Annotated in this window: 14 protein-coding genes; 10 read left to right on the top strand and 4 right to left on the bottom strand. The window is 62.7% G+C overall.

Annotated elements, in window-relative coordinates:
* Positions 1-2: 2 nt before the first annotated feature.
* The 3 genes from cutA (at position 3) to JJB74_RS04530 (ending at position 2,886) form a co-directional block, all read left to right on the top strand.
* On the top strand, positions 3-338 hold the full coding sequence (cutA, locus tag JJB74_RS04540; RefSeq protein ID WP_200590588.1) for a divalent-cation tolerance protein CutA: 336 nt from the start codon (positions 3-5) through the stop codon (positions 336-338).
* Complete coding sequence (dsbD, locus tag JJB74_RS04535) at positions 331-2,139, top strand: protein-disulfide reductase DsbD (RefSeq protein WP_200590587.1); 1,809 nt, start codon at positions 331-333, stop codon at positions 2,137-2,139. Before cutA ends, dsbD begins: the two co-directional genes overlap by 8 nt.
* Positions 2,140-2,247: 108 nt before the next feature.
* A complete protein-coding gene (locus JJB74_RS04530) occupies positions 2,248-2,886 on the top strand; it encodes a peroxiredoxin (RefSeq protein WP_200590586.1) in 639 nt (212 codons plus the stop codon).
* Between the two features lie 94 nt (positions 2,887-2,980).
* Here JJB74_RS04530 and JJB74_RS04525 read toward each other — a convergent pair whose 3' ends face one another.
* The 3 genes from JJB74_RS04525 to yihA all read right to left on the bottom strand — a co-directional run bounded on the left by JJB74_RS04525 (position 2,981) and on the right by yihA (position 6,002).
* On the bottom strand, positions 2,981-4,078 hold the full coding sequence (locus JJB74_RS04525; protein ID WP_200590585.1) for a magnesium transporter CorA family protein: 1,098 nt from the start codon (positions 4,076-4,078) through the stop codon (positions 2,981-2,983).
* A 14-nt stretch (positions 4,079-4,092) separates the two neighbouring features.
* Entirely contained in the window at positions 4,093-5,109 is a 1,017-nt protein-coding gene (gene hemB / locus JJB74_RS04520) for a porphobilinogen synthase (RefSeq protein ID WP_200590584.1), read from the bottom strand.
* A 182-nt stretch (positions 5,110-5,291) separates the two neighbouring features.
* Entirely contained in the window at positions 5,292-6,002 is a 711-nt protein-coding gene (gene yihA / locus JJB74_RS04515) for a ribosome biogenesis GTP-binding protein YihA/YsxC (RefSeq protein ID WP_200590583.1), read from the bottom strand.
* 278 nt (positions 6,003-6,280) lie between these two features.
* Here yihA and JJB74_RS04510 point away from each other — a divergent pair, with 278 nt between their 5' ends.
* From JJB74_RS04510 to msrQ, 5 genes are all read left to right on the top strand, one after another.
* Positions 6,281-6,889: a c-type cytochrome gene (locus tag JJB74_RS04510; RefSeq protein WP_407672271.1), complete on the top strand. Its 609-nt coding sequence runs from the start codon at positions 6,281-6,283 to the stop codon at positions 6,887-6,889.
* A gap of 187 nt (positions 6,890-7,076) precedes the next feature.
* Positions 7,077-9,092: a cytochrome c biogenesis protein ResB gene (locus tag JJB74_RS04505; RefSeq protein WP_200590776.1), complete on the top strand. Its 2,016-nt coding sequence runs from the start codon at positions 7,077-7,079 to the stop codon at positions 9,090-9,092.
* Between the two features lie 85 nt (positions 9,093-9,177).
* The gene (gene ccsB, locus JJB74_RS04500; RefSeq protein WP_200590581.1) at positions 9,178-10,335 is read left to right on the top strand and encodes a c-type cytochrome biogenesis protein CcsB; all 1,158 of its coding nucleotides are present in this window, start codon (positions 9,178-9,180) and stop codon (positions 10,333-10,335) included.
* Between the two features lie 91 nt (positions 10,336-10,426).
* Positions 10,427-11,401: a protein-methionine-sulfoxide reductase catalytic subunit MsrP gene (msrP, locus tag JJB74_RS04495; RefSeq protein WP_200590580.1), complete on the top strand. Its 975-nt coding sequence runs from the start codon at positions 10,427-10,429 to the stop codon at positions 11,399-11,401.
* A complete protein-coding gene (gene msrQ, locus JJB74_RS04490; RefSeq protein ID WP_234483733.1) occupies positions 11,401-12,054 on the top strand; it encodes a protein-methionine-sulfoxide reductase heme-binding subunit MsrQ in 654 nt (217 codons plus the stop codon). The genes msrP and msrQ overlap by 1 nt, the downstream gene beginning before the upstream one ends.
* Positions 12,055-12,252: 198 nt before the next feature.
* Here msrQ and lysA read toward each other — a convergent pair whose 3' ends face one another.
* The gene (lysA, locus tag JJB74_RS04485; RefSeq protein ID WP_200590579.1) at positions 12,253-13,545 is read right to left on the bottom strand and encodes a diaminopimelate decarboxylase; all 1,293 of its coding nucleotides are present in this window, start codon (positions 13,543-13,545) and stop codon (positions 12,253-12,255) included.
* Here lysA and JJB74_RS04480 point away from each other — a divergent pair.
* Positions 13,544-13,726 (top strand): hypothetical protein, encoded by a 183-nt coding sequence (locus tag JJB74_RS04480; RefSeq protein ID WP_200590578.1) that lies wholly within the window; start codon positions 13,544-13,546, stop codon positions 13,724-13,726. The genes lysA and JJB74_RS04480 overlap by 2 nt on opposite strands.
* A 122-nt stretch (positions 13,727-13,848) precedes the next feature.
* Entirely contained in the window at positions 13,849-14,181 is a 333-nt protein-coding gene (gene cyaY / locus JJB74_RS04475; protein WP_200590577.1) for an iron donor protein CyaY, read from the top strand.
* Positions 14,182-14,246: the final 65 nt, after the last annotated feature.

Below are 14,246 nucleotides of genomic sequence, written 5' to 3'. Positions count from 1 at the left end.
ACATGGAAGAACCGACATTGCTGGTGCTGACCAACCTCGGCGACATCGACAGCGCGCGCCGCATCGCGCGCGCACTCGTCGAGCAGCAGCTCGCCGCCTGCGTCAACATGCTGCCCGGTGTGCAGTCGGTGTACCGCTGGCAGGGCGCTGTCGAGGAAGAGAGCGAGATCACGCTGCTGATCAAGACCACCGCGACGCGCTATGCCGAACTCGAAGCCGCGATCCGCGCGCTGCACCCCTATCAACTGCCCGAAGTGATCGCCGTGCCGATCGCGAACGGCTTGCCGGCCTATCTCGATTGGGTCCGGAAGGAAACGAAGAAGGATATCGATGTCTGAGCCTGTCCTGCGCCCGCGCCGCTTCCTGGCCTGGCTGCTGATGCTGTTTCTCGCGCTTGCGTTGCCGTTCGCGCATGCGGCAGATGATTATCTCGAGCCGGAAGCGGCGTTCAAGTTTTCCGCGCGCATGCTTGATCCGAAGACGATCGAGGTTTCCTATGCGATTGCCGACGGCTACTACATGTACCGCGAGCGTTTCGCCTTCCGCGCCGAGGGCGCGAAGCTCGGCGAGCCGGTGATCCCGAAAGGCAAGGTCAAGTTCGACGAGACCTTCAACAAGGAAGTCGAGACCTACCGGCACGCAGTGTCGATCACGATTCCCGTGGAAGCCGACGGCCCATTTACCCTGATCTCGACCGGCCAGGGTTGCGCCGATGCCGGACTGTGCTACACGCCGATCGACTCGAAGGCGCAGCTGTCGCCGAATGGCGGCGGCCTGCTGGCCGCGGTGCGCGGCGCGGCCAGCGCCGCTGGCATGTCGTCCGCGCCGTCAGGCGCAATCGATGTCGCGCCCACCGAAGCGGCTGCCTCGGTCACTGCCACGGATACCGACATGGGTCGCGTCGAATCCGCCTTGAAGAGCGGCAAGCTGCGTGTGATCGTGCCGCTGTTTCTGCTGCTGGGCCTTGGCCTGGCGTTCACGCCCTGCGTGCTGCCGATGGTGCCCATCCTGTCGACCATCATCCTTGGCAGCGGCGCCAAGACCAGCCGCACGCATGGCTTCATGCTGTCGGTGGCCTATGCGCTGGGCATGGCCTGTGTCTATACGCTGCTGGGTATCGCCGCCGGCCTGGCCGGCGAAGGCCTGTCCGCAAGCCTGCAGAATCCGTGGGTGCTGTCCGGCTTCGCGCTGCTGATGGCAGTCATGGCGCTGTCGATGTTCAATGTCTACCAGCTGCAGATGCCGGCCGCAATCCAGACCCGGCTCGCGCGCGTTTCCGAGCGACAGAGCGCGGGCCGCTACACCGGCGTATTCATCATGGGCGCGCTGTCGGCCCTGATCGTTGGACCCTGCGTGGCCGCGCCGCTTGCGGGGGCGCTGCTGTACATCAGCCAGACACGTGATGTCATGGTCGGCGGCAGCGCGCTGTTCTCGATGGCGGTCGGCATGAGCGTGCCGCTGCTGATCATCGGCGTATCCGCCGGTTCGCTGCTGCCGCGCGCGGGCACGTGGATGGAATCGGTCAAGCGCCTGTTCGGCGTGCTGATGCTCGGCGTGGCTCTGTGGATGGTCGCGCCGGTGATTCCGGCATGGCTGCAGATGGCCGGCTGGGCTGCGCTTGGCTTGGGCTATGGCGCCTGGCTGCTGCGCGGACCGGGCATGGTTGGCAAGCTCGCCGGACTGGTGTTCCTGCTGGCAGGCGCGGCCCAGGTCGCGGGCCTGGCCAGCGGCGCGCGCGACCCGCTGGCGCCGCTGGCGCGCCTGCGTGGCGGACAAGCGCAGGAAACCGCGTTCCAGCGCATCAAGTCGCCGGCCGACCTCGATGCGGCGCTGGTCGCGGCCAAGGGCAAGCCGGTGCTGCTGGACTTCTATGCCGACTGGTGCGTGTCCTGCAAGGAAATGGAAAAGCTGACCTTCAGCGATGCGCGCGTGAAGCAGCGCTTCGCCGGCATGCTGCTGCTGCAGGCCGATGTCACGGCCAACGATGCCGATGACAAGGCCTTGCTCAAACGCTTCCGGCTGTTCGGCCCGCCGGGCATCATCCTGTTTGGTGGCAATGCCGCCGAGGCCGGCCGGGTCATCGGCTACCAGGATGCGGACAGCTTCCTGCGCTCGCTCGCGCCCGTGTCGGGTGGTTAAGACGGCACCTCTACAATCGATGGTTATTTTCTTACTCGGGAAAAATCGTTGAGCCGGCAGTCAGGTTGGCGATATCCTTATCGCCCCGACAACTGATAGGAGAACGAAATGAGCTTGCGACTAGGCGATACCGCACCCGACTTCGAGCAGGATTCCTCGATCGGCAGGATCCGCTTTCATGAATGGGCAGGCGACTCCTGGGTTGTGCTGTTTTCGCATCCCGCCGATTTCACGCCGGTCTGCACCACCGAACTCGGCCTGACCGCCAAGCTGAAAGGCGAATTCGACAAGCGCAATGTAAAGGCCATCGCACTGTCCGTCGATCCGGCCGACAAGCACAAGGACTGGATCAAGGACATCGAGGAAACCCAGAAGACTGTCGTTGGCTTCCCGATCGTTGCTGATGCGGACAAGACCGTGTCGACGCTGTATGACATGATCCACCCCAACCAGTCCGAGACCGCCACCGTGCGCTCTCTGTTCGTGATCGATCCGAAGAAGAAGGTACGGCTGATGATCACCTATCCGATGAGCACCGGCCGCAATTTCGATGAAGTGCTGCGCGTGATCGATGCGCTGCAGCTCAGCGACAACTACACGGTGGCCACGCCAGGCAACTGGAAGGATGGCGATGACGTGATCATCCCGCTGTCGATCCAGGATGAAGCCACGCTGAAGCAGAAATATCCGAAGGGCTATACCGCGCCGAAGCCGTATCTGCGTCTGACGCCGCAGCCGAACAAGTAAAGCGCTTCGAGAAACGGTAGTTCGTAGGGTGGGCGCAGCCCACGCGGTTTGCGGCAAGCCACAGGAACCGCGTGGGCTGCGCCCACCCTGCATGTCATTCCGCTTTATGTTTTCCCGCATCCCCGCGCGAGCCGGGCAGATCCTGGTCCTCCAGGTAACGCCTGCGCCTGAAGTACAGCAGCAATACCACCACCAGCACACCCATTCCCGACATCGTGATCCAGAAGCCGTTGTGATGCTTCAATAGCGGCATCCATTCGAAGTTCATGCCGAAGATGCCGGTGATCAGCGTCAATGGCATGAAGAGGGCAGTCAGCACGGTCAGCGTGCGCATGATCTCGCTGGTGCGATGCGCCATTGCCGCGTAATGAATTTGCACCGCGGACTCCATCGAGGCTTCGAGCCGGCGCGCATGGTTCAGCACGCGGGCAATGTGTTCCATCACGTCATTGATGCGCACCATCAGCAGATCGTGCGCGCGCGCATCGCCGCCCGGATGCATGCTGTCGACCAGATGGTCGCGCAACTCCTGCATCGCGTCGTGCTGTTCTTCGCAGAGATGATCGAGCTTGCGCAATTCGATGCGCGCATCGAGCAGGGCGCTCCAGTCGGTGAAGGTGCGCTCGGTGTTGAGCAGCGCGCGCTGCCAGCGGTCGACCTGCAGCGACAGCGGCTGGCGCAGGTCCAGGTACTGGTCCACCATCGCGTTCAGGAGGCGCAGCATCAACTCGGTCGGCGAAGCTGGAAGACGGCCGCCATGGCCATTACCGGGACGCGCATGCACCTCCAGCAAGCGCGTGCGCGCGGCATTGATGATGCGGCTGTCCTTGGCCCGGACCATGACCAGCGCCTTGTCCATCAGCAGGAAGGCGACAGGCCGTGTGTCGATGCGCGCGATCGATGCTCGCTTGCCGTCATGGCCATTGCCCATGGCCAGCTTGCGGAATACCAGCAGCTCGTAATCGCGGGTCGGATCGAAATAGGACGGATGCCGCAGGTTCACCGCATCGGTGAGATGCGGATCGTAGATCTGCACGCCGGTGGCCGCTTCGACGGCGGCGCGCCAGGCTTGTGGATCGGCGGCAACTTCTTCATGCGTGGCATCGAGCCACAGGAAGCCATCGCCGGGTTCGGTCCTGTCGTCCTGCGCCAGCAGCGCCGCGCCGTGGTTGGCGATGCGTATGACGTCCATGCGGCGCTGGCGGCTTAAGGCTTCTGCTTCAGGCGACGCGCCACGTCCAGCGCGAAATAGGTCAGCACGCCATCGGCGCCGGCGCGCTTGAAGGCCATGATCGATTCCATCATCGTCTTGTCATGGTCGAGCCAACCGTTCTTGGCGGCGGCCTTGATCATCGCGTATTCGCCGCTGACCTGGTACGCGAAGGTGGGTACGCGGAACTCGTCCTTCACACGACGCACGATGTCGAGATACGGCATGCCGGGCTTGACCATCACCATGTCCGCGCCTTCGGCCAGGTCCAGCGCCACTTCGCGCAGGGCTTCATCGCTGTTGGCCGGGTCCATCTGATAAGTGGCCTTGCTGCCCTTGCCGAGATTGGCCGCCGAGCCGACAGCATCGCGGAACGGGCCGTAGAACGCGGAAGCATACTTGGCCGAATAGGCCATGATGCGGGTGTGGATATGGTGATGCGATTCCAGCGCGGAACGGATCGCGCCGATGCGGCCATCCATCATGTCCGAAGGCGCGACGATGTCCACGCCGGCTTCGGCTTGCGTCAGCGCCTGCTTGACCAGCAGGCTCGTGGTTTCGTCATTGAGCACATAGCCTTCGGCATTGAGCACGCCATCCTGGCCATGGCTGGTGTACGGGTCGAGCGCAACGTCGGTCAGGATGCCGAGCTCCGGGAAACGCAGCTTCAGCTCGCGCACCGCGCGCGGAATCAGGCCCTTCGGATTGGTGGCTTCGATGCCGTCCGGCGTCTTCAGCGAAGGATTGATCACCGGGAACAGCGCCAGCACCGGGATGCCAAGCGATACGCATTCCTCTGCAACACCCAGGAGCAGGTCCACACTGATGCGCTCGACGCCGGGCATGGACGCCACCTTCTCGCACTGGTTCGTGCCTTCCTGCACGAAGACCGGGTAGATCAGGTCGCTTGCGGTGATGACGTTCTCGCGCATCATTGCGCGCGAGAACGCATCTTTTCGCATGCGGCGCATGCGTATGGCGGGAAATTGCGGCGAAGGAATGGTCTTGGACATGGGTTTGTTCCTGGAAGAAATTGCAATCTTGCGGAAAAAAATCTGTGAACCTTTTCGCCACGGTGCATTCATAGCGATAGGTGCGTCAAGTGCCTCCCGCTTCTCCTCCCTGAGCGGGGCCTATCGTTCCTAACGATGAGGCGTTACTACCCTGGAGATACTCCCCTTTCTCCAGGGTTTTTTTATGACTGGCCTTCAGCGGACTCGTCTTCAGATGCCGACGCTTGCGGCTCGTTCAAGTGCAATAGCGCCTCGATTCTCTCGGTGGCTTCATCGAGCCCGGTGCGCTTCAATGCCGAAAACAGTTGCGCCGTCGCGGGGTAGGGCGAGCCATCCGGCATCGCATAGCTCGACAGCACGGCGCGTGTTTCGCGCAGCGCATTCGTCGATTCGTTGCGATTGAGCTTGTCGGCCTTGGCCAGCAGGCAATGAATGGGCTTGCCGGTCGGGGCGAACCACTCGAGCATCTGGACGTCGAGCTCAGTGAACGGGCGGCGCGCATCCATGATCAGCACCAGCGCTGCCAACTGCTCGCGCCGCGCGACGTAGTCCCCGAGCAGGTTCTGCCAGTGAATCTTCGCGTCACCGGACACTTCCGCGTAGCCATAGCCTGGCAAATCCACCAGCAGCGCGCGGATTTCATCGACGCGGGTTTCATCCTTGCGATGCTGGCCAACATGGGCGCCGCCTATCGAAAAGAAATTGATGTGCTGCGTGCGGCCTGGCGTCTTCGACGCGAACGCAAGCTTTTTCTGATTGCACAGCACATTGATCGCAGTGGACTTGCCCGCGTTCGAGCGGCCGGCGAAGGCGATTTCGGGAACCTGCGTCTTCGGCAGATCGCGCAGATGATTGACGGTAGTGAAGAAACGGGCCTGCCAGAGCTGGGACATGGGTGCGAGGAAAGTGATGCCCGGAAAGGCAAAAAGCGGAGGGAGCTATTGTACAATCATCGGCTGAACGCCGCCGCCCGGCGTGCTCGGCATCAGGAAGCATGCGGCAGGTGTAGTGAATACGGGCGGCGATGTCGATGCGAGCTCCATCTGCCAAGGCATCATGGCCTTCGCATCACGCAGTGCAATCGCCGATAAGCCATAACTCCAACAATTCTCCGGGTGTCTGAATGAATCGTGCGTTTTCCTCCTTTGTCAGTTCCTGCGCCGCAGTCCTGATGGCGCTTTCCCTGTCCGCCGGCGCTGAAGAAGCCAAGCCGGCCAAGGCCGATGCCGCAAAAGGCGAAACCATCTACACCAATGGCGATGCGGCACGCAACATCCCCGCCTGCCTGGCCTGCCATGGCGCCAACGGCAATTCCACGATTGCGCAGAACCCGAAGCTCGCCGGGCAGCATCCGCAATACCTCGCCAAGCAGCTTGCGAATTTCCGCACGCCCGAGCGCAACAATCCAATCATGTCGCCGATCGCCAAGGCCTTGTCCGATGCCGAAATGAACGACATCGCCGCCTATCTCGCCAAGCAGGCGCCCAAGCCCGGCGCGGCGAAGAACCGTGAATCCATCGATCTCGGCAAGAAGATCTGGCGCGGCGGCATCGCCGAAAAGAACGTGCCGGCCTGCGCAAGCTGCCATGGGCCTGCGGGCGACGGCATCCCGGTGCAGTATCCGCGCCTGTCCGGCCAGCATCCGGAATATACTTCGGCTCAGCTCGTCGCTTTCCGCACTGGCGGTCGGCGTAACAGTGAGCAGATGAGCGCTATCGCCATGCGCCTGTCCGATGCGGAAAGCGCCGCGGTTGCGGATTACATCGCTGGCCTAAAGTAAGCGCGGCATCATTCGATCGCGCGGTGTGAATCACAGGGGGCGACACGACGCCCCCTTTCTTTTTGAGGAAGCAGCCTTGCATTCCGGGCAGACAGATATCCCCGGCGGCGTCGACACCGGCGCCACCGGCATACCCTCCAGCAGCAAACGCGGCGCGCTGGCCGGCGTCGTCGAATTGCTGTCATCGATGCGTTTTGCGATCAGCCTGCTGTCGGTGCTCGCCATCGCCTCCGTGATCGGCACCGTGCTGAAGCAGAACGAGCCGATGCCGAACTACGTGAACCAGTTCGGGCCTTTCTGGTTCGACGTGTTCGACAAGATCGGCCTGTATGCGGTGTATTCGGCCTGGTGGTTCCTGCTGATACTGGGCTTCCTGGTGACGTCGACCTCGCTGTGCATCGTGCGCAATGCGCCGCGCATGCTGCGCGACATGGTGAGCTGGCGCGAGAATCTGCGCGAGCAATCGCTGCGCAACTTCCATCACAAGGCCGAGTGGCGCGAAGCGATGCCGGTCGATGCGTTGGTCGAGCAGAGCGCGCAGCGCATCCGCGCGCTGGGCTACCGGACGAAGCTGGTGCAGAAAGATGGCGCGATGCTGATCGCCGCCAAGCGCGGCGCTGCCAGCAAGTGGGGCTACATCCTGGCGCACAGCGCAATCGTCATCATCTGCATAGGAGGCCTGCTCGATTCCGACCTGCCGATCCGCCTGCAGCAATGGATGTATGGCAAGACGCCGTATGCCGGCAGCGGCCTGATCGCCGATGTGCCGGCGCAAAGCCGCCTCGGCCTGGGCAATCCGACCTTCCGCGGCAACACGCTGATCCCGGAAGGCGCGGCCAGCGACAATGCGATCATCCCGCGCGAGTCCGGCGTGCTGATCCAGCCGCTGCCGTTCACGATCCGGCTCAACCGTTTCATCATCGAGTACTACTCCACCGGCATGCCCAAGCTGTTCGCCAGCGAAGTGCAGGTCACCGACCATGACACTGGCAAGAGCTTTCCGGCAACCATCAAGGTCAATCAGCCGCTGATCCACAAGGGACTGGCGGTGTATCAGTCGAGCTTCGAGGATGGCGGCAGCAAACTGAAGCTCACCGCCTATCCAATGACGGGGCCGAAGGAAACCGGCTTCAACCTCGACGCTGAAGTAGGCGGCTCGACCGCGCCGAACGCCGGCAAGCAAGGCGACTACACCATCGAATGGTCGGGCTTTCGCGCCTTCAACGTCGAAAACATGACCGAGCCGGGGCAGGACGTGCGCGCCGTATCGAAGAATCACAGCCTGGCGGATGATCTCGGCAAGCAGCTCGGCTCGGCCGCGAAGAACGTCAACAAGCGCGACCTGAGGAATGTCGGCCCGAGCGTGCAGTACAAGCTGCGCGACAAGACCGGGCAGGCACGCGAGTACCACAACTACATGCAGCCGGTGCGCATCGAGGGTGAGTGGGTGTTCCTGTCGGGCATGCGCGAATCGCCGAACGAAGCTTTCCGCTATCTGCGCATCCCGGCCGACGACAAGGATTCCCTGGACGATTGGATGCGTTTTCGCGCTGCGCTGCAGGATCCGCAATTGCGCGCGCATGCCGCCGAGCGCTATGCGCAGCGGGCGCTGCCCGGCAGCGGCGATACGGTGCGTACGCAGTTGCGCGATTCCGCGAACAAGGGCCTGGACATCTTCGCCGGCAATGGCAAGGAAGCGGGCTATATTGCAGTGGCGCGTTTCCTGGAACGCCTGCCGCAAGGCGAGCAGGAAAAGGCCGCCGACATCTTCATGAAAATCCTGAACGGCAGCCTGTGGGAAGTCTGGCAACTGGCGCGTGACAAGGATGGCTTGCCGCCGGTGGCTGCGGATGAAAAGCATGGCCGCTTCCTGCAGCTGGCCACGAATGCGTATTCGGACGCGGTCTTTTATGGCGCGCCGTTCTATCTGCATCTCGATTCCTTCGAGGAAGTGAAGGCCTCGGTGCTGCAGGTCACGCGTTCGCCGGGCAAGAAAATCGTCTACTTCGGCTGCCTGCTGCTGGTAGCCGGTATTTTCGCGATGCTGTACGTACGCGAGCGCCGCCTGTGGGTGTGGATCAAGGAGGGCGGCGACGGCGCGCAAGCCATGATGGCGATGAGCACGCAGCGGCGCACGCTGGATTTCGACCGCGAAGCCGAAGCGATGCGGCAGGCGCTGACGCAAGGGCCGCCCGCGAAATGAGCGGCGGTGCGAAACCATCCACTATACTGACCGTTCGTCCAAAGCATTCTTCGCCGCACGACGCGGCGCATACGGAGCATCACCCATGGAACTGACGCGACAACCTTCCGCTTCCTACGCGCCGCCCGCCGGTTTTCTGCACCGGCTCGGCGTGCTTGACTGGCTGTATGCGCTGGCGCTGGTCGCCGGCGCGGCATTTGCGCTGCATCGCTATGGCCAGTACATGGATATCTACGAGCAGGCGATCCTGATCGGCGCCGTTCCAGTGTTCGCCTGGCTCGGCTGGCAATGGAAACCGGTGCGCGCGCTGATGGCGGCGCTGGCGATCCTGGCGTTGTCTGCCATTGCGCTGTACGGTGGCTCGCTCGACATGGCGAACAAGAAATTCCTGCTGAAGTACATGCTGTCGAGCCAGTCCGCGATCCTGTGGATGAGCACCTTCTTCTATCTGTCCACGCTGTTCTACTGGGGCGGTTTCCTGGCGCGCTCGAACTTCGGTGCCGCCATCGGCAGCAAGCTGTGCTGGGCCGCGGTGGTGATCGGCTTCACCGGCATGCTGGTGCGCTGGTACGAGTCCTATCTCGTTGGCGCGGACGTCGGCCATATCCCGGTGTCGAACCTGTATGAAGTCTTCATCCTGTTCTGCATGATCACCGCGCTGTTCTACCTGTACTACGAAGACCGCTACGCCACGCGCCAGATCGGGCCGTTCGTACTGCTGGTGATCTCGGCTGCAGTGGGCTTTCTGCTCTGGTACACCATCAGCCGCGACGCCGCGGAAATCCAGCCGCTGGTGCCGGCGCTGCAGAGCTGGTGGATGAAGATCCATGTGCCTGCCAACTTCATCGGCTACGGCACTTTCGCGCTGGCGGCGATGGTCGGCTCGGCCTACCTGTGCAAGTCGCACGGCATCCTGGCCGACCGCCTGCCCACGCTCGAGGTGCTCGATGACGTGATGTACAAGGCGATCGCCGTCGGCTTCGCCTTCTTCACCATTGCCACCATCCTCGGCGGCCTGTGGGCGGCGGAAGCCTGGGGCGGCTACTGGTCCTGGGATCCGAAAGAGACCTGGGCCCTGATCGTGTGGCTCAACTATGCTGCCTGGCTGCACATGCGGCTGATGAAGGGCTTGCGCGGGCAGATCGCGGCCTGGTGGGCGCTGGTGGGTCTGCTGGTGACGACCTTCGCTTTCCTCGGCGTCAACATGTTCCTGTCCGGTCTGCATTCCTACGGCCAGCTCTGAGCGCGCGGCAGGCGCCGAAAATTTCGGGTAACTTGCATCCAGCGCCGCATCTGCTGCGAATAAGGATGCAAGAACCTCTGAGGAGCCTGCCATGCTGATCAAACGTAATCCGAACGGCATCGATTTGCCGTTTCCTTCCGAAATCACGCCGCGCGAAGTGTTCGAATCGCGCCGCGATTTCATCCGCCGTCTGGCCCTGGGCTCCATCGCCGGCGGCGCGCTGTGGGAAATGGCCGCGCGCGAAGCCTTCGCGCAGACCGGCCAGAAGCTGGGCGCGAAGCCGAATCCGGCTTACGTGGTGATGGACAAGACCACGTCCTTCAAGGACGCGACCAGCTACAACAACTTCTATGAATTCGGCACCGACAAGGCCGACCCGGCGCGCAATGCCGGCACCTTGAAAACCCGGCCCTGGACCATCGCCATCGAAGGCGAAGTGAAAAAGCCGATGACGCTGGACATCGACAGCCTGATGAAGCTCGCGCCGCTCGAGGAAAGGCTGTACCGGCTGCGCTGCGTCGAGGGCTGGTCGATGGTAATACCGTGGACCGGTTATTCGCTCGCCGAGCTGATCCGGCGCGTCGAGCCGAACGGCAATGCGAAGTATGTGCAATTCATTTCGCTGGCCGATCCGAAGCAAATGAATGGACTCTCCAGCCGCGTGCTCGATTGGCCCTATGCCGAAGGCCTGCGCCTCGATGAAGCCAACCATCCGCTGACGCTATTGACCTTTGGCATGTATGGCGAAACCCTGCCGAACCAGAACGGCGCGCCTGTGCGGGTCGTGGTGCCGTGGAAGTACGGCTTCAAGTCGGCGAAGTCGATCGTAAAGATCCGCTTCGTGCGCGACCAGCCCAAGACGTCATGGAACGAGGCGGCGGCGTCGGAATACGGTTTCTATTCCAACGTGAATCCAAACGTGGACCATCCGCGCTGGTCGCAGGCAACCGAGCGGCGCATCGGCGAGGATGGTCTCTTCACACCGAAGCGCAAGACGCTGATGTTCAACGGCTATGAGCAGGTCGCGTCGCTGTATTCCGGCATGGACCTGAAAAAGTTCTTCTGATGGCCCGCCCGCTCGCCATGCTGGCGCCGCGCCAGCTTCAGGTCGTCAAGGCGCTGCTGTTTGTGGCGTCGCTGCTGCCGTTCGCCCGGCTGGTGCTGGCGACCTTCACCGATCGGCTGGGGGCGAACCCGGTCGAATTCATCACGCGCAACACTGGCGACTGGACGCTGTATTTCCTGTGCTTCACGCTGGCGGCAACGCCGTTGCGGCGCATCTCGGGCTGGAACTGGCTGATCCGGCTGCGGCGCATGCTCGGGCTGTATGCCTTCTTCTATGCCAGCCTGCACTTCATGACCTTCCTGTGGTTCGACCATTTCTTCAACGTGGCCGAGATGTTCAAGGACGTGGCCAAGCGGCCGTTCATCCTGGTCGGCTTCACTGCCTTCGTGCTGCTGCTGCCGCTGGCCGCAACCAGCACCAACGCGATGATCAAGCGGCTGGGCGCGAAGCGCTGGCAGTGGCTGCACCGGCTGATCTACCTGATCGCGCCGCTGGGCATATTGCATTACTGGTGGATGAAGGCGGGCAAGCATGATTTCGCCAATCCGACGCTGTATGGCGTGATCGTGGCCGTGCTGCTGGGGATGCGCTTGTACTGGAAATTTGCGCGGAGCGAGACGGAGAAGAAGGCAATGGTGAGCAGGGCAGGTTGATGCCGCGCTCCTGTAGGGTGGGTGAAACCCACGCGGCGTGGTTGTTTGAAAAGACGCGTGGGTTTCACCCACCCTACGGTGTACTCAATTCACGCTGCATCGTCGGGGCAGTTTCGTAGGTTGGGCTGCCAAGCCCAACGTCAAACGCCTGCGGACCGCAAGCATGTTGGGCTTCCTGCGTCAGCCCAACCTACGCTGCTACGCTGCATCGCCGGGCAGTAGCGACTCCAGCGCAAACAGCTCCTGCGGCGTCTCGCGCCGACGGATCAGATGCATCTCCGCGCCATCCACCATCACCTCGGCCGCGCGGCCGCGGGTGTTGTAGTTCGAAGCCATCGTCATGCCATAGGCGCCGGCGGACATGATCGCCAGCAGGTCGCCGGCTTCCATCGCCAGATCGCGCGAACGCGCCAGCCAGTCGCCGGATTCGCATACCGGGCCGACCACGTCGTACACCTTGCCCGGTTGCATGCGCTGCGTCACCGGCTTCACGCCATGCCAGGCTTCATACATCGCCGGGCGCATCAGGTCATTCATCGCGGCATCGACGATCGCGAAATTCTTTGATGCGCCATGCTTGAGGTATTGCACCTCGGTGACCAGCACGCCGGCATTGCCGACGATGGAGCGGCCCGGCTCGAACAAGACCTTGATCGGCGCGCCGCCATGCTTGGCATCGCGCCAGGCATTGACCCGCGCGAACAGGCGCTCGAGATAATCGCCGACCGCAACCGGCTTTTCCTCGTCATAGGTAATGCCGATGCCGCCGCCGATATCGAGGTGATGCAGCGCGATGCCTTCGGCTTCCAGCGCATCGACCAGGTCGATCACCTTGTCCAGGGCTTCCAGCAGCGGCGCGTCGTCCAGCAATTGCGAGCCGATGTGGCAATCGATGCCGACCACTTCCAGGTTCGGCAGCTTGGCTGCGGCGCGATAGGTCGACAGCGTGTCTTCGAAGGCCACGCCGAACTTGTTTTCCTTCAGGCCGGTGGAGATGTACGGATGCGTCTTCGCATCCACATTCGGATTCACGCGCAGCGACACCGGCGCCCGCTTGCCCAGCTCGCCCGCGACCTCGTTCAGCCGCTGCAGCTCGGGAATCGATTCGACGTTGAAGCACAGGATGTCGTGCGACAGCGCCAGGCGCATTTCCTCGCGCGACTTGCCCACGCCGGAGAAGATCACCTTGCGCGGATCGCCGCCGGCGGCGATCACGCGCAGCAGTTCGCCGCCGGAAACGATGTCAAAGCCCGAACCCTGGCTCGCCAGGAGGTTCAGCACGGCCAGGTTGGAATTGGATTTGACCGAGTAGCAGACCAGCGCATTGCCGCTCTTTGCATGCGCGCGGCAGGCGCGGTCGTAGGCGGCGAAGTTATCGAGCAGCGCCGCCTTGGAATACACATAGGTCGGCGTGCCGAAGCGCTCGGCGATGGCTTTCAATGGCACGGCTTCGGCGCACAGTTCGCCGTCGCGATAGGAAAAAATCGACATGGTGGTGGAAGACTATTCGGATGCGGGAGCGACTGGTGTCGGCGACCCTATGGGCGGCGATACCGGCACGGGTGGCGTGGCCACTGGCGGCGGCGTGGGCTTGTCGGTGGGTGCGGGCTGCACCGATTGTCCGACAGGCCGGGGCGCGGGTTTCTGCGGCAGATACAGCGGACCGGTCTGACCGCATCCCGCCTGCAGGAAAGCGCAGACCAGCATGGCAAACAATGCGAGGCGGCGGCGCGGAACCGAAGGAAGGGAGTTCACGATTAGAATCACGGTTGGCAAAAACTTTCGGAGTGTAGCATGACCGATTCGGAATTCCTGGTCCTGGCGGAACAGACGCTGAACAGCATTGAAGCCGCGATCGAGCGGACAGTGGAAGACAGCGATCTCGACATTGAATGCAGCCGCAGCGGCAATGTGCTCGAGATCGAGTTCGTCGACAACGGCTCGAAGATCATCGTCAACAGCCAGGCGCCGATGCGCGAAATGTGGATCGCCGCGCGTTCCGGCGGCTTTCATTACCGGCGCGACGGCGAACGCTGGATCAATACCCGTGACGGCTCGGAATTCTTCGAGGCGCTCTCTCGCATGGCCAGCGAGCAGGCCGGCGCGCCGGTGACGCTGGCGCCATAAACGACGCGGGGTTCCGACGCGACATCGGAACCCCGCTCGGCCTGCCGATCCGATGCTTTGGATCA

Source organism: Noviherbaspirillum pedocola, from assembly GCF_016632335.1.
Classification (GTDB): Bacteria; Pseudomonadota; Gammaproteobacteria; order Burkholderiales; family Burkholderiaceae_D; genus Noviherbaspirillum_A; species Noviherbaspirillum_A pedocola.
The sequence above is the reverse complement of the archived record's forward strand: the minus strand, read 5'-3'. Positions and strand labels throughout refer to the sequence as shown.

What these genes read in the sequence shown, in the direction of transcription:
- lysA (WP_200590579.1), bottom strand. Translation starts at nt 13,545, where the DNA reads ATGTCGATTTTTTCCTATCGCGACGGCGAACTGTGCGCCGAAGCCGTG.
- cutA (WP_200590588.1), top strand. Translation starts at nt 3, where the DNA reads ATGGAAGAACCGACATTGCTGGTGCTGACCAACCTCGGCGACATCGAC.
- msrQ (WP_234483733.1), top strand. Translation starts at nt 11,401, where the DNA reads ATGGCCCGCCCGCTCGCCATGCTGGCGCCGCGCCAGCTTCAGGTCGTC.
- JJB74_RS04480 (WP_200590578.1), top strand. Translation starts at nt 13,544, where the DNA reads ATGGTGGTGGAAGACTATTCGGATGCGGGAGCGACTGGTGTCGGCGAC.
- cyaY (WP_200590577.1), top strand. Translation starts at nt 13,849, where the DNA reads ATGACCGATTCGGAATTCCTGGTCCTGGCGGAACAGACGCTGAACAGC.
- JJB74_RS04530 (WP_200590586.1), top strand. Translation starts at nt 2,248, where the DNA reads ATGAGCTTGCGACTAGGCGATACCGCACCCGACTTCGAGCAGGATTCC.
- JJB74_RS04510 (WP_407672271.1), top strand. Translation starts at nt 6,281, where the DNA reads ATGGCGCTTTCCCTGTCCGCCGGCGCTGAAGAAGCCAAGCCGGCCAAG.
- ccsB (WP_200590581.1), top strand. Translation starts at nt 9,178, where the DNA reads ATGGAACTGACGCGACAACCTTCCGCTTCCTACGCGCCGCCCGCCGGT.
- JJB74_RS04505 (WP_200590776.1), top strand. Translation starts at nt 7,077, where the DNA reads ATGCGTTTTGCGATCAGCCTGCTGTCGGTGCTCGCCATCGCCTCCGTG.
- yihA (WP_200590583.1), bottom strand. Translation starts at nt 6,002, where the DNA reads ATGTCCCAGCTCTGGCAGGCCCGTTTCTTCACTACCGTCAATCATCTG.
- JJB74_RS04525 (WP_200590585.1), bottom strand. Translation starts at nt 4,078, where the DNA reads ATGGACGTCATACGCATCGCCAACCACGGCGCGGCGCTGCTGGCGCAG.
- dsbD (WP_200590587.1), top strand. Translation starts at nt 331, where the DNA reads ATGTCTGAGCCTGTCCTGCGCCCGCGCCGCTTCCTGGCCTGGCTGCTG.
- msrP (WP_200590580.1), top strand. Translation starts at nt 10,427, where the DNA reads ATGCTGATCAAACGTAATCCGAACGGCATCGATTTGCCGTTTCCTTCC.
- hemB (WP_200590584.1), bottom strand. Translation starts at nt 5,109, where the DNA reads ATGTCCAAGACCATTCCTTCGCCGCAATTTCCCGCCATACGCATGCGC.